The sequence below is a fragment of the Streptomyces tricolor genome (assembly GCF_002155905.1).
In the GTDB taxonomy this organism is placed as follows: Bacteria; Actinomycetota; Actinomycetes; order Streptomycetales; family Streptomycetaceae; genus Streptomyces; species Streptomyces tricolor.
Genome location: NZ_MUMF01000011.1, coordinates 16881 through 36087 on the forward strand (window position 1 = coordinate 16881; position 19207 = coordinate 36087).

Here is a 19207-nt window from a genome sequence, read left to right on the forward strand (position 1 = left end):
CCTCCAACGGGGGATGGGGGAGGCGACAGGGGGAGGCAGGGCGTGAGGTACGACGTCCTACGTCCTACGTCCGTTCGGTAGCGCGACGATAGGAGGGGCTGTGGGGGCGGTCAAGACAGCGCACGCGAATGGCGTAGCCGCCAAAGGTTGGACCAGTCGGGGGCTCGTGCGCGCCGGCGGCTCAGAAACGGGCGGTCCCCACGGCGCCGACGAACTCCGTCCAGGCCGCCGCCCCGATCACCAGCACCGGACCACTGGCCACCTTGCTGTCCCGGACGGGCACGACACCGGGGACTCCGTCGGCGACCTCGACGCAGGCCTCCCCGCCGCTGCCGCCGCTGTAGGTGCTCTTGCGCCAGGCGGCGCCGGGGAAGTCGTAGCCGACCTCGACGCAGTCGCCGCCTTCGCCGTTGCTGTAACTGCTCTTGAACCAGTTGGCGTTGCTCAGGTCGTACTGGTGCATCGTCTGTGATCCTCAGCCGCCGACTCGACTAGGGCGAGGGACGCCTCCGGCGACAGCGCGGCGACCCTGAGCAGATCGTATGCGCGCGCTGCACGCTTCACCACAGCCGGATCGTCCATCAACGTCCCCGAAAACGACGTCTCTGTATAGGCGACCGGCGGCGCGTCATCGAAGTCCATCAGCTTCAGGGATCCGATCATCGCCGCATGGGCCCCGGTTGCATACGGGACCACCGTCACCCACACCGCGCGCTCGCGCATCAGCCCCGCGATCTGCTCCAGTTGCTCGGCCATCGCCTCGGGCCCGCCCACCGGGATGCGCAGTACGTTCTCGTGGAGGACCACCCAATACTCGGGCCTCGTCGCGTCCTTGAGGATGCGTGCTCGCTCCAGCCGGGCCGTGACGATCTCCTCGACGTACTCGTCCGTGACGAACGGGTTGGCCGCGACGGTGACCGCCTCGGCGTACGCCCTCGTCTGCAACAGACCCGGCACCGCGGTCGGCGCGAACTCGCAGATCTTCGTCGCCACCCGCTCCAGCTCCACGACCTCCGCGAAGTACTCCGCGTACCGCCGGTCGTCGATCAGCTTTCGGCACAGGCGCTCGAAAATGCCGTCGGTTTGTAGGACCTCGTCGATCCGTTTCGCGATATCCAGCTGTGGTTTTCGAATCGCCTGCTCGAACTGTCCGATGTACGCACCGGAGACGAAGACCCGCGCCCCCAGCTCCACCTGGGTGAGTCCCGCGTCCTCCCGGCGGCGTTTGAGTTCCGCACCGAAGAACTCCCAGACCGCCTGCCGTGAACCGTTGGCCATGGCCAACCCCCTTGATCTGCCGTGCACTTGTAGGGCGCAGACTCCTTCCGAGTGTAGAAGCGGAGCGTCACGCTTGATGTGCGAAGCGTGAAATCCGTAAGGGAAGGGGAGCACAGTGAAGGTTGTCGAAGACGCGGAGGAGGCGTTGAAGGAATTGCGGTCGGCTCTCGAAAAGGCCGGGGTCATTCTGCCGTCACTGGGGCTCGACCCGGTGAGTCTGGCGCGGGACGTGCCCTGCCCGCTGGTGGAATTGGGGCGGTGTTCCGTGGAGACTGCGCGTCGGCTCGCGGCGGCGTTGGCGGGGGTGGCACGGTGAAGCCCGCCGTCGGCAGTCATGTGATGGACACCCGTACCGGCAAGGTCGGCATCGTGATGGGGCACGAGGGGCCGTACGTGCAGTTGAGACCGTACGGCGGCGGGCGGGAGTGGGACGCCGAGCCGGCGGAGCTGCGCACGGCCACCCCCGCCGAGCGGCTGAGCGCGGCGACCGCGTACGCCAATGCCCGTAGTCGGGGTGAGCTGCTCTGACCGGTGTCCTTACGTCATCCCGCCGGATATCAGGACATGGCGGCGGGCGCGCCTTACATTGAGCCGGGGCCGGCTCCTGGACAAGGGGCCGGGGCGGCAAGGGGGGCACGCGTGGAGTTGCGCGTCAGGGTGGTGCGGACGCAGTCGTCCGGTGACGTCGACGGGTGGACGGAGTCCTTCGCGGACTGGATCACCGAGGACCGCAGGCTGGGCCGGGCCGCGGTCGTACGGCGGGTGCGTGTCCCGCCCGGTGACGGCGGGATGTCGGCGGGCCAGGTGGACTGGATCAACCTCGCCGTCGACTCCGGGGCGTTCCTGACGGGCCTGATCGGGTTGTTCGGTACGTTCCGCGGCTCGCTGGCCCGGCGGGAACGGCAGTCCGCGCGGCTGGTGGTGGAGTACGGCGGGAACCGCTACATCATCAACGAGGAGACGCCGGAGGACGCCGTCCGGGTGGCGCGGGCGCTGGGGCTCGCGCCGGCGGGGGACGAGGAGACGCCCGGCCGTGCTCCTTCCTGACCCCGGGCGGAGCCGCGCCGTGCTCCTCGGCGTGCCCGACTACCGGCGGCTCGCTCCGCTGCCCGGTGTCGCGGCCGGTGTCGCCAGACTGGGCGATCTGCTGTGTGATCCCACGGTCTGGGGGCTGCCGCGCCGGCATGTCACCGTGCTCCCCGGGCGGGCCTCCGCCGACGACGTCCTCGCGGCGGTGCGGGACGCGGGGGAGGCGACGGACGACACGCTTCTCGTGTACTTCGCGGGGCACGGGCTTCGGGAGCCCGGCGGCGATCAGCTGTATCTGGCGCTGGCCGACGCCGACGACGACCATCTGGCGATCGGGACGCTGCCGTACCCGGAGGTGCTCCGGGTGGCCCGACGGGCGGCGGGTCGCGCGCGCCGGCGGATCACGTTGCTCGACTGCTGCTACAGCGGCCTCGCCATCGCGATGGGCGGCTCCGGCGCCGTCCTGGAGCGGGCGGAACTGGCCCGGCTGGTGAGCGAGCCGGGTGACGGGCACGGCCGCTCCGGCAGCTGGCTGATGACGTCCGCGTCCCGCACGCAGCGTTCGTTCACCCCGCCCCACGGCTACCCCTACTTCACCGGTGCGCTGATCGACGTCCTGGAGAACGGCGTCCCCGGAGCCGGCCCGGCGCTGGCCGTCCACCGCTTCGCGCAGCGGGTCGAGGAGCGGTTCCAGGAACGGATCCGGGGGCGGATCCCGGACCCGGACCGGCCTGAGTCTCAGTACGTCGCGCACAACGTCGACCCGGACGAGTCCTGGGTCCGCAACCGTGCCCACGTCACCCCGCACGTCGTACCGCCCCGGAGCACCCTCCCCGCCGCCCCCGAGGAGTTCGTCGACGCCCTGCGCCTGCTCCTGATGCGTCAGCACCTCGCGCTCGTGCCCGAGGGCGGTACCGAAGGGCTGAAGGGGGCCTGGCTGAAGCGGAGGTGCCAGGTCTCCGGCGAGGAGCGCCTGATCGGGTACCTCAAGTCGCGCTATGCCAGGACGGGGGAGGTGGTCTTCACGGACACCCACCTGTGTCTGCACTCGTCCTCTGCCGGGACCAGGATGAGAATCCCCTACTCCAGGGTGAACGAGGTGTCCCTGGACACCGCGACCGAGGAGGTCCACTCGGGCGCGGCCACCGATCAGACCGTGCTGATGGACACGAGCCTCCTCATGATCACCCGGGTCACGCTGGGGCACCGCACCCTGGAGTTCCGGGAGTACCACCCGGAGCCGGTGCAGAAGGCGCTGCTCGCCTTCCTCCCCGCCATGGCCGAGTTGCGCCTGCGCCGCCCCGAGTGGTTCGGCCGGCCCCTCCGGCATGCGCGAGAATGAAGCCATGAGTCTGTTCCGCGACGACGGCATCGTGCTGCGCACCCAGAAGCTGGGCGAGGCGGACCGGATCATCACGCTGCTCACGCGCGGTCACGGGCGGGTGCGGGCCGTGGCGCGCGGAGTGCGGCGCACCAAGTCGAAGTTCGGGGCCCGGCTGGAGCCCTTCTCCCATGTCGACGTGCAGTTCTTCGCGCGCGGGAGCGAGCTGGTCGGGCGCGGGCTGCCGCTGTGCACGCAGAGCGAGACCATCGCACCGTACGGTGGCGGGATCGTCACCGACTACGCGCGGTACACCGCCGGCACGGCCATGCTGGAGACCGCCGAGCGGTTCACCGACCACGAGGGCGAGCCGGCCGTGCAGCAGTACCTGCTGCTCGTGGGGGCGCTGCGGACGCTCGCCCGGGGCGAGCACGCGCCGCACCTGGTGCTGGACGCCTTCCTGCTGCGCTCCCTCGCCGTCAACGGCTACGCGCCCAGCTTCAGCGACTGCGCCAAGTGCGGGATGCCCGGCCCGAACCGGTTCTTCTCCGTGGCCTCCGGCGGCACCGTCTGCGTCGACTGCCGGGTGCCCGGCAGCGTCGTACCGTCCCCGCAGACCCTGGTACTGCTGGGTGCGCTGCTTACGGGAGACTGGGAGACGGCGGACGCGTGCGAGGCGCGGTACGTCCGCGAGGGCAGCGGGCTGGTGTCCGCCTACCTGCACTGGCATCTGGAGCGGGGGCTGCGCTCCCTGCGCTACGTAGAGAAGTAAGCACGCACGGTCGAGGAGACGAGAAGCACATGGTCGTACGCGGGATCCTGGGGCGCCAGCGGCGCGAGTACAAGGCGCCGGAGCCGCACCCCTCCGGTGCCCGCGCGCCCAAGCTTCCGGGTGAGCTGGTCCCGAACCACGTCGCGATCGTCATGGACGGCAACGGGCGGTGGGCCAAGGAGCGCGGGCTGCCGCGCACCGAGGGGCACAAGGTCGGCGCCGAGCGGGTGCTGGACGTGCTCCAGGGCTCGATCGAGATCGGTGTGCGCAACATCTCCCTGTACGCCTTCTCCACCGAGAACTGGAAGCGGTCGCCCGACGAGGTCCGCTTCCTGATGAACTTCAACCGGGACTTCATCCGGAAGACGAGGGACCAGCTGGACGAACTCGGGATCCGGGTGCGCTGGGTGGGCCGGATGCCCAAGCTGTGGAAGTCGGTCGCCAAGGAGCTACAGGTCGCCCAGGAGCAGACCAAGGGCAACGACCTGCTCACCCTCTACTTCTGCATGAACTACGGCGGCCGTGCGGAGATCGCCGACGCGGCGCAGCGGATCGCCGAGGAGGTGAAGGCGGGCCGGCTCGACCCGTCGAAGGTCTCCGAGAAGACCGTCCAGAAGTACCTGTACTACCCGGACATGCCGGACGTCGACCTGTTCCTGCGCCCGAGCGGTGAGCAGCGCACCTCCAACTACCTGCTGTGGCAGAGCGCGTACGCCGAGATGGTCTTCCAGGACGTCCTGTGGCCCGACTTCGACCGCCGCGACCTGTGGCGGGCCTGCGTGGAGTTCGCCAGCCGGGACCGCCGCTTCGGCGGCGCCATCCCGAACGAGGAACTGCTGGCCATGGAGGGCAAGCAGGACTGATAGACGCCGGATGCGAACCGCGCCCCTGAACGGGGCGCGGGGCTGTATCGATGTGCGCTCCGCCGCGGGGGCGCGATCAGCCCCACGCACCCGCAGCCGAAAGACGGCTCAACCCGCGGCGCACTCCGCACACGTACCGAAGATCTCCACGGTGTGCGCCACGTTCACATACCCGTGCTCCGCCGCGATCGCCTCCGCCCACTTCTCCACGGCCGGCCCCTCCACCTCCACGGCCTTGCCGCACGCGCGGCAGACCAGGTGGTGGTGGTGTTCGCCGGTCGAGCAGCGGCGGTACACGGACTCGCCCTCGGACGTGCGCAGCACGTCGACCTCGCCGGCCTCGGCGAGGGACTGGAGCGTGCGGTAGACGGTGGTGAGCCCGACCGAGTCGCCCTTGTGCTTGAGCATGTCGTGCAGTTCCTGCGCGCTGCGGAACTCGTCGACCTCGTCCAGGGCCGCCGCCACGGCTGCACGCTGCCGGGTCGCGCGGCCCTTCACGGGCGGTCCAGCGGTCGTCACCGGTTGCCTCCTCAACGTCTGGCGTCTGCCCGGGCCATTGTGCCAGCCCGGACTGTCAGCGGTCAGACGCCGATCTCTTCCCCGGCCCCCCGCGCGGCCGGAATCGAGCACTCCGCGGGGTCGCCTGCGGGCTGCGCGGCGGCTGCCGCGCGGGCGCGTCGCCGGGCCAGCGGGGTCGCCAGCGCGGTCAGCGCGATGAACGCGGCGATGGTCAGCAGGACGATCGTGGCGCCGGGCGGGACGTCCTCGTAGTACGACGTGATCGTGCCGCTGACGGTCACGGCCACCCCGATCGCCACCGCGATCACGAAGGTGACGGTGAAGCTGCGGCTGAGCTGCTGCGCCGCCGCCACGGGCACCACCATCAGCGCGGACACCAGCAGCAGGCCGACGACCCGCATGGCGACCGTGACGGTCACGGCCGCGGTGACCGCCGTCAGCAGGTTCAGCGCGCGCACCGGCAGGCCGGTGACCCGCGCGAACTCCTCGTCCTGGCTGACCGCGAACAGCTGGCGGCGCAGGCCCAGGGTGACCAGCAGGACGAACGCGGCGAGCACGCAGATCGCGGTCACATCGGACGAGGAGACCGTGGAGAGGGAGCCGAACAGGTACGACGTCAGGTTGGCGTTGGAGCCGCCCGGCGCGAGGTTGATCAGCATCACACCGCCGGCCATGCCGCCGTAGAACAGCATGGCCAGGGCGATGTCGCCGCGCGTCCTGCCGTACCAGCGGATCAGTTCCATCAGGACCGCGCCGAGCACGGAGACCGCCGTCGCCATCCACACGGGGGAGGTGGACAGGAGGAAGCCGAGGCCGACGCCGGTCATGGCCACGTGTCCGATGCCGTCGCCCATCAGGGCCTGGCGGCGCTGGACCAGGTAGATGCCGACCGCGGGCGCGGTGATGCCGACCAGCACGGCGGCCAGCAGTGCCCGCTGCATGAAGGCGTAGTTCAGGAAGTCCATCAGCTCAGCAGTCCCGTGCGGATCGGTTCGGCGCCCGCCGGTGCGTGCGGGTGTACGTGGTCGTGGCCGGGCAGCGCGTGCTGGCCGACCGCGCGCGGCGGCGGGCCGTCGTGCAGCACGCAGCCGTCGCGGAGGACGACCGCCCGGTCGATCAGCGGCTCCAGCGGACCCAGCTCGTGCAGCACCAGGAGGACCGTCGCACCGGCCTCCACCTGCTGCTTCAGTGTGCGCGCCAGGACCTCCTGGCTGGCCAGGTCGACGCCCGCCATGGGCTCGTCCATGATCAGCAGTTCGGGTTCGGCGACCAGCGCGCGGGCGATCAGTACCCGCTGGTGCTGGCCGCCGGAGAGCGCGTTCACCGAGTCCTTGGCCCGGTCCGCCATGCCGACCAGCTCCAGGGCCCGGCGCACGGCCTCCCGGTCGCCCTTGCGGAAGACGCCGAAGCGGGTGCGGGACAGGCGGCCCGAGGAGACGATCTCGGTGACCGTCGCGGGCACGCCGCCGGCGGCCGTCGTGCGCTGCGGTACGTAGCCCACGCGCGCCCAGTCCTTGAAGGAGCGGCGCGGGGTGCCGAACAGCTCGATCGTGCCGCCGCTGACCGGGACCTGGCCGATGATCGTGCGGATCGCCGTGGACTTGCCGGAGCCGTTGGCGCCGAGCAGCGCGACGACCTCGCCGCGGCCGACGGTGAGGTCGATGCCGCGCAGCACGGGCCGTGCGCCGAGTTCGGCGGTCACCCCGCGCAGGGCTATGACAGGCTCGCCGGTCATGTCGTCTCCCGTCACTTGGCGCCCAGCGCCTGCTGGAGCGCCTTGAGGTTGGCCCGCTGGACCGCGAAGTAGTCCTTGCCTCGGGACCTGTCCGTGATGCCCTCGATCGGGTCCAGGACGTCGGTCTTCAGGCCCGCGTCGTTCGCGATGGTCTTGGCGGTCTTGTCGCTGACCAGGGTCTCGTAGAAGACGGTGGTGACGCCGTCGGCCTCGGCCATCTTCTCCAGGTCCTTGACCCGGGCGGCGCTCGGCTCCGACTCGGGGTCGAGGCCGTTGATGGCCTCCTCGGTCAGGCCGTAGCGCTCGGCGAGGTAGCCGAAGGCGGCGTGCGTGGTGATGAAGACCTTGCTCTTCGTGTCCGCGAGGCCGGTCTTGAACTGCGTGTCCAGCTCGCCCAGCTGCTTCACCAGGGCCGCGGTGTTCTTCTTGTAGTCGGCCGCGTGCTTGGGGTCGGCCTTCTCGAAGGCCTTGCCGACGCCCTCGGCGACCTGGGCGTACTTCGCCGGGTCGAGCCAGATGTGCGGGTCCTTGCCGCCCTCTTCCTCGCCGTGCTCGTGGTCGTGCTCGGCCGCGTGGCCGCCCACCTCGTTGCCGTGGTGCTCCAGCGGGGTCAGGGAGCCGGCGTCGATCTTCGTCTTGACCGGGGACTGGGCCACCGCGTCGTCGACGGACGGCTGGAGGTCCTTCAGGTACAGGACCGCGTCGGACTCCTGGAGCGCCGCGATCTGCTTCGGGCTGATCTCCAGGTCGTGCGGCTCCTGGCCGGGGGAGGTGAGGGTGGTGACGCGGACGTGGTCCCCGCCGATCCGCTCGGCGAGGAACTGCATCGGGTAGAACGACGCGACGACGTCGAACTTGCCCGTGTTGGCGGCGGCGCTGTCGCTGGAGCAGGCGGAGAGCGTGCCGGTCCCGAGGGCGGTGGCCGCGGCGACCGCGGCGGCGGGTATGAGGCGTCGTCGTACGTTCATGACAGTCATTTTCAACAAATATGGAAACCGTTGTCAACAAAGCTCATCAGACGGTCTGTGCAGGGGCCGATTTGGTCGTGGGGGAGCCTGCGCCGGTAACCTGAATCATTCGCTGGAAGCATCTCGCTTCAACGCCCGTCGTCGTAATGAAGAGAGCACCGTGGCCGCCGACAAGATCGACACCATCGTCAGCCTGAGCAAGCGCCGTGGCTTCGTTTTCCCGTGCAGTGAGATCTACGGCGGACAGCGTGCCGCCTGGGACTACGGACCGCTCGGTGTCGAGCTGAAGGAGAACATCAAGCGCCAGTGGTGGCGCTACATGGTGACGTCCCGCGAGGACGTCGTCGGTATCGACTCGTCCGTCATCCTCGCCTCGGAGGTCTGGGTCGCCTCCGGCCACGTCGCCACCTTCACGGACCCGCTGACCGAGTGCACCTCGTGTCACAAGCGGTTCCGCGCCGACCACCTGGAAGAGGCGTACGAGGAGAAGAAGGGCCACGCCCCGGCGAACGGCCTCGCGGACATCAACTGCCCGAACTGCGGCAACAAGGGCCAGTTCACCGAGCCCAAGCAGTTCTCGGGTCTGCTCTCCACCCACCTCGGCCCGACCCAGGACTCCGGCTCCGTGGCCTACCTGCGCCCGGAGACCGCCCAGGGCATCTTCACCAACTTCGCCCAGGTGCAGACCACCTCGCGCCGCAAGCCGCCGTTCGGCATCGCCCAGATGGGCAAGTCGTTCCGCAACGAGATCACGCCGGGCAACTTCATCTTCCGCACCCGCGAGTTCGAGCAGATGGAGATGGAGTTCTTCGTCAAGCCGGGCGAGGACGAGCAGTGGCACGAGTACTGGATGGAGCAGCGCTGGAACTGGTACACCGGCCTGGGTCTCCGTGAGGAGAACATGCGCTGGTACGAGCACCCGAAGGAGAAGCTCTCCCACTACTCCAAGCGCACCGCCGACATCGAGTACCGCTTCCAGTTCGGCGGCAGCGAGTGGGGCGAGCTGGAGGGTGTCGCCAACCGCACCGACTACGACCTCGGCGCCCACTCCAAGGCCTCCGGCCAGGACCTCTCCTACTTCGACCAGGAGGCCGGCGAGCGCTGGACGCCGTACGTCATCGAGCCGGCGGCGGGTGTCGGCCGCACCATGCTGGCCTTCCTGCTCGACGCCTACGTCGAGGACGAGGCGCCGAACGCCAAGGGCAAGATGGAGAAGCGGACGGTGCTCCGCCTGGACCACCGCCTGGCCCCGGTGAAGGTCGCGGTGCTCCCGCTGTCCCGTAACCCGGAGCTGTCCCCGAAGGCCAAGGGCCTCGCCCAGGCGCTGCGGCAGAACTGGAACATCGAGTTCGACGACGCCGGCGCCATCGGCCGCCGCTACCGCCGCCAGGACGAGATCGGTACGCCGTACTGCGTGACCGTCGACTTCGACACGCTGGACGACAACGCCGTCACCGTGCGCGAGCGTGACTCGATGAAGCAGGAGCGGGTGTCCCTCGACCAGATCGAGGGCTACCTGGCCCAGCGCCTCCTGGGCTGCTGAGGTCCGCTGAGTTTGCCGGTCCAGGGGGCTCCGCCCCCTGGACCTCCGGCCTTCGCCCACCCGCCATCCGACCCGGTCGGCTGGCGGGTGGGCGTTCTGCGTTCGCCGTGTGTCAACGGCCTTGGAGCGCCCTGACGTTGTCGCCGAACGTCCAGTTCTTCGAGCCGTCCCAGTTGACCGACCACGTCATCAGGCCCTTGAGCGACGTGCCGTAGTGCTTCCAGGCCTGGGAGACCAGGGACGGGGACAGGTAGCCGCCGCCCGCGCCGGGCTGCGCGGGCAGGCCCGGGACCTGCTTGTCGTACGGCACCTTGATCGTCGTGCCCTGTACCACCAGGCCCTTGTTCAGGCAGTCGGTCTGGGCGGTGAAGCCCTGCACCGTGCCGGCCGCGTAGGAGTCGCCGGAGCAGCCGTACATGCTGCCGTTGTAGTACTGCATGTTCAGCCACCACAGGCGGCCGTTGTCCGCGTACTTCTTGATGACGGGCAGGTACGCGCCCCAGATCGAGCCGTAGGTGACGCTGCCGCCGGTGACGTACGCCGTCTCCGGGGCCATCGTCAGGCCGAAGTTCGAGGGCATCTGGGCGAGGATCCCGTCGATGATGCGGATCAGGTTGGCCTGGGACGGCGAGAGCTGTCCGATGTTCCCGCTGCCGACCAGGCCCGTCTCGATGTCGATGTCGATGCCGTCGAAGTTGTACTTCTTCAGGATCGGGACGATCGTCGCCACGAAGCGGTCGGCCACGGCCGAGGACGACAGGTCGATGCCGGCCGCCGCGCCGCCGATGGAGAGCAGGATCGTCTGCCCGGACGCCTTGGCCGCGCACATCTCGGCGGGCGTGGCCACCTTCACGCCGGCGTCCATGCCGTCCTCCCACAGCGCCGTGCCGTCGGAGCGGATCACGGGGAAGGCCGCGTTGATCACGTTGTAGCCGTGGGCGGCGATGCGGGAATCGGTGATCGGGGTCCAGCCGAAGGGCGGGTGGACCCCGTTCGCCGCCCCGTCCCAGTTCTCCCAGTAGCCCTGGAGCACCTTGCCGGCCGGCTTCGACTTCACCGCGCAGGTGTCGGCGGCGGAGGCGGCGGGCGCGGTGGCGATGCCCAGGGGGATGAGCACGGCCGCGGTGAGCGCGGTGGCGAGCAGGCGTCTGATCATGCGGGGCCTCCCGGTGGGGGTGCGGTGAGGTGACGTAGGCATGACAGTGCGCGTGGTCCAGACCTCCCGTCAATAGGTCTGGACCATTCTGGAGTAGCGTAACAGTGTTGGACTGACAGATATTGAAATCTGTCAGCCGTCATGGCAGAGTGAACGGCATGACGATGCGCACCCGCACCCTCGGAACCACCGGACCCTCCGTCTCCGCCCTCGGCCTCGGCTGCATGGGCATGTCCGCGCTGTACGGCGACGCCGACCGCGCCGAGTCCCTCGCGACGATCCACGCCGCCCTGGACGCCGGCGTGACCCTGCTCGACACCGGCGACTTCTACGCCATGGGGCACAACGAGATGCTCATCGGGGAGGCGCTGCGCAGCGCCCCGGCCGCTCTCCGCGAACAGGCCCTGACCAGCGTCAAGTTCGGCGCCCTGCGCGACCCCGACGGCAACTGGAGCGGCTACGACGGCCGCCCCGCCGCCGTGAAGAACTTCGCCGCCTACTCCCTCCAGCGCCTCGGCGTGGACCACATCGACGTCTACCGGATCGCCCGCCTCGACCCCGAGGTGCCGATCGAGGAGACCGTCGGCGCGATCGCCGAACTGGTCGAGAAGGGGTACGTCCGGCACATCGGCCTCAGCGAGGTCGGCGCCGAGACCATCCGGCGGGCCGCCGCCACCGCCCCGATCGCCGACCTCCAGATCGAGTACTCGCTGATCTCCCGGGGCATCGAGCGGGAGATCCTGCCGACCACCCGCGAACTGGGCATCGGCATCACCGCGTACGGCGTGCTCTCCCGCGGCCTGATCTCCGGCCACTTCACCCGTGACCGGCAGCTGGCCGCCCACGACTTCCGCGCCCACTCGCCGCGCTTCCAGGGCGAGAACCTCCGGCACAACCTGGACCTGGTCGAGGCGCTGCGCACGATCGCCGCGCAGAAGGGGGCGACGGTCGCGCAGACCGCCATCGCCTGGGTGCTCTCCCGCGGCGAGGACATCGTGCCGCTGGTCGGCGCCCGCACCCGCGAACGGCTCGGCGAGTCGCTGGGCGCGCTGGACGTCACCCTGGACGAGGCCGACCTCGCCGCCATCGAGGAGGCCGTCCCGGCGGACGCGGCCGCCGGCGACCGCTACCCGACGGCGCAGCTGGCACACCTCGACAGCGAGCGCTGATCCCGGTGCCGGGTACCGTCTAGGCATGCCACCGACCAGCGAGACCCTGACCGCGGAGCGCATCCTCGAAGCCACCGAGGAGGTGCTGCGCCGCCACGGCCCGGCCAAGGCCACCGTGGTCGACGTGGCCCGCGCGCTCGGCGTCAGCCACGGCAGCGTCTACCGGCACTTCCGCACCAAGGCGGCGCTCCGCGAGGCGGTCACCAAGCGCTGGCTCGACCGCACCTCGCAGCGGCTCGCCGGGATCGTCGACGCCGCGGACCGCACCCCCGAGCAGCGGCTGCGGGACTGGCTCAGCACCCTGTTCGCCGCCAAGCGGCACAAGGCGGGCGACGACCCCGAGCTGTTCGCCACCTACACCGTGCTGACCGACGAACTCGGGGGCGTGGTCCACGAGCACCTGGCCGACCTCACCGGCCAGCTGACCCGGATCATCGCCGCGGGCACCGCATCGGGCGCGTTCCACACCCCCGACCCGTCCGCCACGGCCCGCGCCGTCTTCCACGCCACCGGCCGCTTCCACGACCCCTGCCACGCCCGCGAGTGGACCAGCCCCGGCATCGACGCGGAGTTCGAGGCGGTGGTGGAGCTGCTGGTGAGGGGCTTGAGCAGGGAACCGGGACGGTGACGTACACCCCGCCGGACGACGGGCCCCGGCCCTGACCCCGCCCTCAGCCCTCCACCCCGGTGGCGGTGCGGGCCGCGCCGACCGGCTGGGACGCGGGGGAGCCGCGCTGGCGCAGGCAGACCGAGACGACCTGCGCCTGCCGGCCGTGGACCTCGACGTCCCGTATGGCGCCCCCGTACGGGAGCCGCTCCTCGGGCAGCGGCTGCGCGCACGGGGACCTGGCGGACTGCTCGATCTCCTGCCGGGTCCGCGGGGCGAGCGCCGCGCACCCGTGCACCCGCGCACCCGCGCGGCCCGTCCGCCCGCCGGACGCCCTCCGCGAAGCGCACGGCGGCCCGGGCCGCCGCCGTCTGCCGCTCGCGCGGGGTGGCGCAGCCGGTGAGGCGGACGGCACGGGCGGCCACGGTCGGACCGATGCGCCTCCACGGAAACCGCCTGGCAGCCGCGCCGTGGCCGGGGCGGGCGCCGAGCGTTCGGACCAGCGGAGCCGCACCGATTCGCACGGGGGCGCGCCCCGCTCAGCCGTTCGACCCATGGGGGAGGCCGGCCGGCGGCGGCCGTGTGAGCCTGAAGTCCCAGCATCCACCGAGGAGGACGACGGGCGATGGCAACGGAAGAGACCGCACGAGCCGCTATGCGTGCCACCCCGAGGCACGGGTGGATGACCGAACCGCCGTCCCGGGCGCAGCTCCTGTTCGACGACCCGTATCCGTCCTGCGCACTGGAAGCGGGCAAGTTCTTCCCGGCCACGCAGGGGGGCCTGACGGATCCCGTGCAGCCCGCCGACGTCGCCTGCGACACCCCGCCGCCGGACGGGAAGATCGCCAGTGCGGGCTACCCCCACGGCGGTGCCCCACAGCTGGACGAGGTGCGGGACTGGCCGAAGGTCGAGCTGGTGTCGGGGGCGCGGCAGAAGGTCGTGTGGAGCTTCCGGCAGCGGCACAAGACGCGCCGCTACAACTACTTCGTCACGAGGGAGGACTGGGATCCCGCGCAGCCGCTGTCGCGGGCCCAGTTCGAGCCCGAGCCGTTCGCGCGGCTGGAGCCGAACGGGGACACGCCGTACTGGGAACTGCCGGACCCGCCGGCCCGGGAACCGGTGGAGCACAAGATCACGCTGCCGCAGCGCAAGGGCTACCACGTGATCCTCGGGGTGTGGGAGGTGGCGGACACCGGCGCCGCCTGCTACCAGGTGATCGACGCGCACTTCAGCTGACGCCGGCCGGCCCGGTCGCGGCTCAGCCGGAGAGCCGGGCGCGCAGCAGCTTCTTGTCCGGCTTGCCCGCCGCCGTCAGGGGGATCTCGGGTACGAGGTGCAGGGCGTCGGGAGCGTAGAGGCGCCCCTTGCGAGCGGTGACGAAGTCCCGGATCTCCTCCAGGGAGGGGCGCTGTCCGGGGGCGGGCACCACGGCGGCGTTCACGTGCTCCGCCGACTCCTCGTCCCGGGTGCCGAACACCGCGCACCGGGCGACGGCGGGGTGGCTCAGCAGCAGCTCCTCCAGCTCCGCCGGATAGACGTGGCCGCCGACGACCACGATCATGTCCTTGATCCGGTCCACGATGTAGAGGTAGCCGTCCTCGTCGAGGTAGCCGATGTCACCGGTGTGCACCCAGCCGTCCCGCAGCACCTCGGCGGTCAGGTCCGGCCGCTTCCAGTAGCCGGACATCACGTACGGCGAGCGGACCTGCACCTCGCCCCACCGCCCGGGCGGCAGGGTGGTGCCGTCGGCGTCCCGGACGGCGATCTCCACGTCGGGCAGGGCCCGGCCGACCGTCAGCTGGCCGCCGGGGCCGGTCACCTCCAGGTCCGCGGGGCCCGACTCGGTGATGTGCTGGGCCTCGGCCTGCCCGTACAGGCCGTGCAGCACGGGGCCCAGCGCCTCGGCCGCCTGCCGCATCCTGGCCGGGGACGCGGCGGTGCCGCCGTAGCTGATCCGGCGCAGGCTGGACAGATCGGTGCGGGGCAGGTCCGGGTGGTCCAGCAGCTGGTAGAGCAGCGGCGGCAGCAGCCAGGTGTGGGTGATGCGCTCGCGCTGGATCGCGGCCAGCACGTCCCCGGGCTCGAAACCGTGCCGCAGGACCACCGAGCCGCCCCGGAGCAGGGTCATGTCGGCGAAGATCCCGGCGAGGTGGGCGAGCGAGGTGCAGGCCAGGTAGCGGGACGGCGTGCCCGTGTCGAGGTGCCACCGGTCCAGGCTGAGCCGGTAGGAGCCGTGGCTCATGCGGATGCCCTTGGGGATCCCCGTGGTGCCGCCGGTGTGCCGGATGCACCAGTCGTCGTCCGGCCCCACCCGGCTGCCCATCGGCCGGGCCGGCCGCCGGGCGGCGGGGGTCAGCACGTCCTCGGCGAAGTCGCCGGGCCCCAGGGCGAGCGTTCGGGGCGTGCCGGGGAGCGCCAGCAGCTCCCGCGCCGTGGCGTGCCGCTGGTCGTCCACCAGGAGCAGGGAGCAGTCCACGCTCTCCATGACGCGGGCCATGACCGGCGGGCTCATGCCGTCGTAGAGGGAGACCACCCGGGCGCCGGCCAGATTGGCGGCGTACCGGGCGGCCAGGGCCTCGGCGGTGTTGCCGGTGAGCAGGGTGACCGTGGTGCCGCGGTCCACCCCGCGGTCCGCCAGTTCCGCGCCCAGCCGGTGGACCTGGTCCCGGAACTCCGCGAGGCCGCCCGGCGCCACCTGCCGGGGGTCGAGCATCACCAGGTGCCGGGAGGTGATGGCGCTGCGGCCGTCGGCGGCCTTGGTGAAGTGCCAGCTCCCGCTGTGCCCGAGGAGCACCTTCGGCAGCTTGGTCTGCTTGTAGACGATCCGTTCGCCGAGGCTGCACACCCGGACCGACGTGGTGCGGTGCGTCGTACCGTCGGCGGCCCGCGTCTCCATCTCCATGTGCTGCACGCCCGGCACGTCCTCGGTGACCTCGACGGCCTCGACGTGCGGCAGCCGCTCCGGCCAGGCCGCGCAGTCGTGCACGAAGCGGTACGCGGGCTCCGGCTCCCCGTCGTACTCGATCGTCTCCTCGAAGGAGAAGACCAACTCGTCCACCGGCACGCCCAGTTCGGCGACGTTCTTCAGGGCTTGCAGCTCCGCGGTGCTGTTCTGGTCGAGGATCTCCGTGATCCGCCGCAGGGTTTCCGGGGTGTCCTCGGCGAGGGTGAAGTCGTGCCGGAAGAGGACCCGGGTACGGCGCCCGCCGCCCGCGCCCGTGCCGAGGTCCCGGAACTCCCAGAGTCCGCCCATCGACGCGATGGGCGGGACACTGCGCTCCTGCCGGAAACCGACCGTCAGGTTCTCGGCGTCGAACTGCCGGCGCGAGGACCAGGACGCCACCGCGCCCTTGGCGAAGGCCCAGATCCGGAAGCGCTCCTCGGAGGGGCCGTGCTCCAGCAGGTCGACGTGGACGGTCGGTCCGAAGACCACCGGCCACCGCGAGGCGTCGGCCACCAGATCGTAGACCTCGCTCGCGGGTGCCTCGATCTCGATGCTGTGGGTGACGGACCGACTTTCAGCCATCTTTGATCACCTTTCGCTTCCGCCGGCGCACGCCGGAGCCCGTGCCCCGGCCGGGCACTGCCTGCTTCAGCCTGGCCGCTCGCTCTGGAAGCGTTCTGGAAGGGCGCTGGGCGGACCGGTGGACCCCTTGTCCCGCCTGGCCGAGGGGCCGGCCGGAGGGCGTCCGCTTCACTCGTTGTCCGAACCACCGCCACGCCAGAGACACAACATCTGGTGTCAGCTGTCGCGCTCGGCACAACATGTATGCTCCCACCTGTTTTCGGCGAGACCCTGGACGCCCACCGCACCTCGGCAAGGAGCACCACGTGACCCCGGCAGAGTCACACCCTCACCAGGGTGGCCTGGGTGAGATACGCCTTGTTCCCGGGCCCCGTCTTCTTGCGGATCCGCCGGACGTAGGTGTCCACCGTGTGCGGGCTGATCTGCAGCCGGCGCGCCACCTGCCGCTGGGTCAGCCCGGCCGCGAGATGCCGCAGGACCTGGCGCTCACGCACCGTCAGGCTGACCTGCCGGTCGCCGCCTTCGGCCGCCGGAGTGCCGAGCACGGCCCGGACCGAGGCGATCAGTTCCTGCGGCGAGGGGCGGTCGTCGGGCCCGACCAGGAGCACCTTGGCGTCGGGCACCCTGCGTCCGATGTGCGCGGGAAGCGGGGAGTCGGTGACGACGGCGTCGAGTGGCGGGAGTCCGCGGTCGTCGAGGTCGGGAATGACGGTGATGGCCGGGTCGCTGCTCAGGATCCGGTCCATGGCCCAGCGGATCAGCGGGTGCGCGTGAACCAACCCAACTATGTACGAATCCCCCATTATCGAACACTCCAAGAAAGGCGTAATACATCGAATCCGGCAGCCCCAGACAATAGCTTCAGACGACACCGGAAAACCGATCTTGATCACGCTAACAGCAGGTCAGCGGCACCGCAAGGTTCACGCCAATCTCCCTGGCCAGGTCCGCATTTTTACCGCGCCATTGCTATATGCACAACATATTCAGGGTAATATCCCGAACCCCATGACGGGAAACGTCACCCGTAACGCAATTTCCCGCATATTGCGAATTCATTTCCCGGAATTACCGTCCACAGCTTCTTCACATTTCTAGAGGAGGTACCGTGCAGGCCGACAACCCGCGGCGCTGGCTGACCCTGCCCGTCATCATGTCCGCCTTCTTCATGTACGGATTCGACGCGCAGGTGGTCAATGTCGCGCTTCCGTCGTTACGGCATGATCTGCACGCCGGCGAGGCCGCACTCGAACTCATCGTCGGCGGCTACGTCTTCGTGTACGCGACCGGCCTGGTGACCGGCGGCAGGCTCGGCGACCTGATCGGCTACCGCAAGATGTTCCTGGGCGGCATGACCGCCTTCACCCTGGCCTCCGCCCTCTGTGCCGTGTCGCAGACCCCGTCCCAGCTCGTCGTCAGCCGGCTGCTCCAGGGCTTCGCGGCGGCGGCGATGGTGCCGCAGATGCTGGCGCTGGTCACCGTGATCTTCCCGCCGGCCGAGCGACCGCGCGCCCTGTCCTGGTACGGCGTGACGGCCGGTCTCGCCGGCATCTTCGGCCAGATCTGCGGCGGTCTGCTGCTGGTCGCGGACGTCGCCGGCCTCGGCTGGCGGAACATCTTCCTGGTCAACGTGCCGGTCGGCGCGATCCTGGTGACCCTCGGCCGGCAGCTGCTGCCCCGGACGGCCACGGACAAGCGGCCCCGGCTCGACCTCGTCGGCGTGGCCGGCGTCTCCGGCTCCCTCGGTCTGGCGCTGGTCCCGCTGATCTTCGGGCGCAGCCTCGGCTGGCCCGCGTGGATCTGGATCTTCCTCGTGGCCGCCGTGCCGACCCTGGTCCTCACGGTCCGCTGGGAGCACCGGATCAGCCGGACGGGCGGTCAGCCGCTGCTCGACGTCACGCTGTTCCGCAGCCGTGTCTTCAACATCGGCATGGCGATGAACGCGGCCTTCATGCTCTTCTTCATGAGCATCAGCTTCGTCCTCAGCCTCTTCGTGCAGGACGGGCTCGGCCTCAGCCCGCTGCGGGCCGGCCTGTGCTTCGTTCCGCTGGCGGTCGGCGCCATGGTGACCTCGCTGGTCGGACGGCGCCTCATCGCCTCGTACGGGCTGTGGATCATGACGCTGGGCGCGGCCGTCACCACGGTGAGCGTCCTGGTCGTCGCGGCGGGGCTGCACGTCGTCGGCGACGGCAACGCGGTGCCGGTGCTGCTCGTCGCCCTGACCCTGATGGGCCTGGGCAACGGCCTGATCCTGCCCTCCCTGGTGGGAGTGCCGCTGTCCACCGTCGAACCGGCCCAGGCCGGTGTGGCCTCCGGCATGCTCTCCACGTTCCAGCAGTTCGCGAGCGTCACCGGCCTCGCCTGCGTCGGCACGCTGTTCTTCGCCACGCTGGGCGGCGGCACGGACCGGGGGGCGTACGCGCACGCGGCCGAGGTGTCGGCGTGGGCGGCGTTCGGCATCACCTTCCTGATGACCCTGCTCATCCACGTCATCACCCGGGCGGTGGCCCGCGCCACCGCGCAGCGGCCCGAGCCCGCGCCGGACAAGGACGCGGCCGTGGAGGCCTGACCCGCGGCGCGCAAGGACGCGGCCGCGGAGGCCTGACCCGCGGCGCGCGAAACGGCGAAGCGTCCGCCTCGCACGGGACCCGGAAGCCGTGCGAGGCGGACGCGAGGGGGGATCCGGAGGGTCAGCCGCGCCCGGGCGGCGGTCCCTCGGG

The 19207-nt window shown here is 70.7% G+C and carries 21 protein-coding genes and 1 pseudogene; 11 read left to right on the forward strand and 11 right to left on the reverse strand.

Annotated elements, in window-relative coordinates:
- Positions 1-181: 181 nt before the first annotated feature.
- Positions 182-463, reverse strand: coding sequence for a DUF397 domain-containing protein (locus CCN44_RS00945; protein WP_086696599.1), 282 nt, complete (start codon positions 461-463; stop codon positions 182-184).
- The gene (locus CCN44_RS00950; protein WP_086696607.1) at positions 445-1278 is read right to left on the reverse strand and encodes a helix-turn-helix domain-containing protein; all 834 of its coding nucleotides are present in this window, start codon (positions 1276-1278) and stop codon (positions 445-447) included. Before CCN44_RS00950 ends, CCN44_RS00945 begins: the two co-directional genes overlap by 19 nt.
- Before the next feature lie 115 nt (positions 1279-1393).
- Here CCN44_RS00950 and CCN44_RS00955 point away from each other — a divergent pair, with 115 nt between their 5' ends.
- The 6 genes from CCN44_RS00955 (at position 1394) to CCN44_RS00980 (ending at position 5263) form a co-directional block, all read left to right on the forward strand.
- Positions 1394-1594, forward strand: coding sequence for a hypothetical protein (locus CCN44_RS00955; RefSeq protein ID WP_059249460.1), 201 nt, complete (start codon positions 1394-1396; stop codon positions 1592-1594).
- Positions 1591-1806: a hypothetical protein gene (locus CCN44_RS00960; protein ID WP_059249458.1), complete on the forward strand. Its 216-nt coding sequence runs from the start codon at positions 1591-1593 to the stop codon at positions 1804-1806. Before CCN44_RS00955 ends, CCN44_RS00960 begins: the two co-directional genes overlap by 4 nt.
- Before the next feature lie 111 nt (positions 1807-1917).
- Positions 1918-2325, forward strand: coding sequence for an effector-associated constant component EACC1 (locus tag CCN44_RS00965; RefSeq protein ID WP_143649566.1), 408 nt, complete (start codon positions 1918-1920; stop codon positions 2323-2325).
- Complete coding sequence (locus tag CCN44_RS00970; protein ID WP_107502036.1) at positions 2312-3649, forward strand: caspase family protein; 1338 nt, start codon at positions 2312-2314, stop codon at positions 3647-3649. The genes CCN44_RS00965 and CCN44_RS00970 overlap by 14 nt, the downstream gene beginning before the upstream one ends.
- A gap of 4 nt (positions 3650-3653) precedes the next feature.
- Entirely contained in the window at positions 3654-4400 is a 747-nt protein-coding gene (gene recO / locus CCN44_RS00975; RefSeq protein WP_059249453.1) for a DNA repair protein RecO, read from the forward strand.
- A 29-nt stretch (positions 4401-4429) separates the two neighbouring features.
- A complete protein-coding gene (locus CCN44_RS00980; protein ID WP_059249451.1) occupies positions 4430-5263 on the forward strand; it encodes an isoprenyl transferase in 834 nt (277 codons plus the stop codon).
- 108 nt (positions 5264-5371) lie between these two features.
- Here CCN44_RS00980 and CCN44_RS00985 read toward each other — a convergent pair whose 3' ends face one another.
- The 4 genes from CCN44_RS00985 to CCN44_RS01000 all read right to left on the reverse strand — a co-directional run bounded on the left by CCN44_RS00985 (position 5372) and on the right by CCN44_RS01000 (position 8485).
- A complete protein-coding gene (locus CCN44_RS00985; RefSeq protein WP_059249449.1) occupies positions 5372-5782 on the reverse strand; it encodes a Fur family transcriptional regulator in 411 nt (136 codons plus the stop codon).
- A gap of 62 nt (positions 5783-5844) precedes the next feature.
- Positions 5845-6747: a metal ABC transporter permease gene (locus CCN44_RS00990; RefSeq protein ID WP_059249447.1), complete on the reverse strand. Its 903-nt coding sequence runs from the start codon at positions 6745-6747 to the stop codon at positions 5845-5847.
- Positions 6747-7517, reverse strand: coding sequence for a metal ABC transporter ATP-binding protein (locus CCN44_RS00995; RefSeq protein WP_059249445.1), 771 nt, complete (start codon positions 7515-7517; stop codon positions 6747-6749). Before CCN44_RS00995 ends, CCN44_RS00990 begins: the two co-directional genes overlap by 1 nt.
- An 11-nt stretch (positions 7518-7528) precedes the next feature.
- Positions 7529-8485, reverse strand: coding sequence for a metal ABC transporter substrate-binding protein (locus CCN44_RS01000; RefSeq protein ID WP_059249443.1), 957 nt, complete (start codon positions 8483-8485; stop codon positions 7529-7531).
- A gap of 160 nt (positions 8486-8645) precedes the next feature.
- Between CCN44_RS01000 and CCN44_RS01005 the strand changes: the two genes are divergently transcribed.
- Positions 8646-10028 (forward strand): glycine--tRNA ligase, encoded by a 1383-nt coding sequence (locus tag CCN44_RS01005; RefSeq protein WP_059249441.1) that lies wholly within the window; start codon positions 8646-8648, stop codon positions 10026-10028.
- Between the two features lie 112 nt (positions 10029-10140).
- Here CCN44_RS01005 and CCN44_RS01010 read toward each other — a convergent pair whose 3' ends face one another.
- Positions 10141-11184: a chitinase gene (locus CCN44_RS01010; protein WP_086696602.1), complete on the reverse strand. Its 1044-nt coding sequence runs from the start codon at positions 11182-11184 to the stop codon at positions 10141-10143.
- 158 nt (positions 11185-11342) lie between these two features.
- Here CCN44_RS01010 and CCN44_RS01015 point away from each other — a divergent pair, with 158 nt between their 5' ends.
- Complete coding sequence (locus CCN44_RS01015) at positions 11343-12353, forward strand: aldo/keto reductase (RefSeq protein WP_059249437.1); 1011 nt, start codon at positions 11343-11345, stop codon at positions 12351-12353.
- A gap of 25 nt (positions 12354-12378) precedes the next feature.
- Positions 12379-12981 carry a TetR family transcriptional regulator gene (locus CCN44_RS01020; protein ID WP_059249435.1) on the forward strand — a complete coding sequence of 201 codons (603 nt, stop codon included), beginning with the start codon at positions 12379-12381 and terminating at the stop codon, positions 12979-12981.
- A gap of 43 nt (positions 12982-13024) precedes the next feature.
- Here the strand turns inward: CCN44_RS01020 and CCN44_RS01025 are convergent, their stop codons facing one another.
- Complete coding sequence (locus tag CCN44_RS01025) at positions 13025-13258, reverse strand: hypothetical protein (RefSeq protein WP_086696603.1); 234 nt, start codon at positions 13256-13258, stop codon at positions 13025-13027.
- Between the two features lie 384 nt (positions 13259-13642).
- Here CCN44_RS01025 and CCN44_RS01030 point away from each other — a divergent pair, with 384 nt between their 5' ends.
- A complete protein-coding gene (locus tag CCN44_RS01030; RefSeq protein WP_208639687.1) occupies positions 13643-14197 on the forward strand; it encodes a lytic polysaccharide monooxygenase auxiliary activity family 9 protein in 555 nt (184 codons plus the stop codon).
- Positions 14198-14219: 22 nt separating this feature from the next.
- Here the strand turns inward: CCN44_RS01030 and CCN44_RS01035 are convergent, their stop codons facing one another.
- The 3 genes and pseudogenes from CCN44_RS01035 to CCN44_RS45420 all read right to left on the reverse strand — a co-directional run bounded on the left by CCN44_RS01035 (position 14220) and on the right by CCN44_RS45420 (position 17266).
- Positions 14220-16025 carry an AMP-binding protein gene (locus CCN44_RS01035; RefSeq protein WP_414820475.1) on the reverse strand — a complete coding sequence of 602 codons (1806 nt, stop codon included), beginning with the start codon at positions 16023-16025 and terminating at the stop codon, positions 14220-14222.
- A gap of 18 nt (positions 16026-16043) precedes the next feature.
- Positions 16044-16487 (reverse strand): annotated as a pseudogene (locus tag CCN44_RS47725) (aromatase/cyclase); the annotation flags it as partial.
- Between the two features lie 320 nt (positions 16488-16807).
- Positions 16808-17266 (reverse strand): response regulator transcription factor, encoded by a 459-nt coding sequence (locus tag CCN44_RS45420; RefSeq protein WP_223283951.1) that lies wholly within the window; start codon positions 17264-17266, stop codon positions 16808-16810.
- Between the two features lie 329 nt (positions 17267-17595).
- On the opposite strand from CCN44_RS45420, the gene CCN44_RS01045 reads away from it, so the two are divergent.
- Positions 17596-19056, forward strand: a complete 1461-nt coding sequence (locus CCN44_RS01045; RefSeq protein ID WP_208639688.1) for an MFS transporter — start codon at positions 17596-17598, stop codon at positions 19054-19056.
- Positions 19057-19207: the final 151 nt, after the last annotated feature.

What these genes read in the sequence shown, in the direction of transcription:
- CCN44_RS01020 (WP_059249435.1), top strand. Translation starts at nt 12,379, where the DNA reads ATGCCACCGACCAGCGAGACCCTGACCGCGGAGCGCATCCTCGAAGCC.
- CCN44_RS00990 (WP_059249447.1), bottom strand. Translation starts at nt 6,747, where the DNA reads ATGGACTTCCTGAACTACGCCTTCATGCAGCGGGCACTGCTGGCCGCC.
- CCN44_RS00945 (WP_086696599.1), bottom strand. Translation starts at nt 463, where the DNA reads ATGCACCAGTACGACCTGAGCAACGCCAACTGGTTCAAGAGCAGTTAC.
- CCN44_RS00950 (WP_086696607.1), bottom strand. Translation starts at nt 1,278, where the DNA reads ATGGCCAACGGTTCACGGCAGGCGGTCTGGGAGTTCTTCGGTGCGGAA.
- CCN44_RS00995 (WP_059249445.1), bottom strand. Translation starts at nt 7,517, where the DNA reads ATGACCGGCGAGCCTGTCATAGCCCTGCGCGGGGTGACCGCCGAACTC.
- CCN44_RS01010 (WP_086696602.1), bottom strand. Translation starts at nt 11,184, where the DNA reads ATGATCAGACGCCTGCTCGCCACCGCGCTCACCGCGGCCGTGCTCATC.
- CCN44_RS01015 (WP_059249437.1), top strand. Translation starts at nt 11,343, where the DNA reads ATGACGATGCGCACCCGCACCCTCGGAACCACCGGACCCTCCGTCTCC.
- CCN44_RS01000 (WP_059249443.1), bottom strand. Translation starts at nt 8,485, where the DNA reads ATGAACGTACGACGACGCCTCATACCCGCCGCCGCGGTCGCCGCGGCC.
- recO (WP_059249453.1), top strand. Translation starts at nt 3,654, where the DNA reads ATGAGTCTGTTCCGCGACGACGGCATCGTGCTGCGCACCCAGAAGCTG.
- CCN44_RS01030 (WP_208639687.1), top strand. Translation starts at nt 13,643, where the DNA reads ATGACCGAACCGCCGTCCCGGGCGCAGCTCCTGTTCGACGACCCGTAT.
- CCN44_RS00980 (WP_059249451.1), top strand. Translation starts at nt 4,430, where the DNA reads ATGGTCGTACGCGGGATCCTGGGGCGCCAGCGGCGCGAGTACAAGGCG.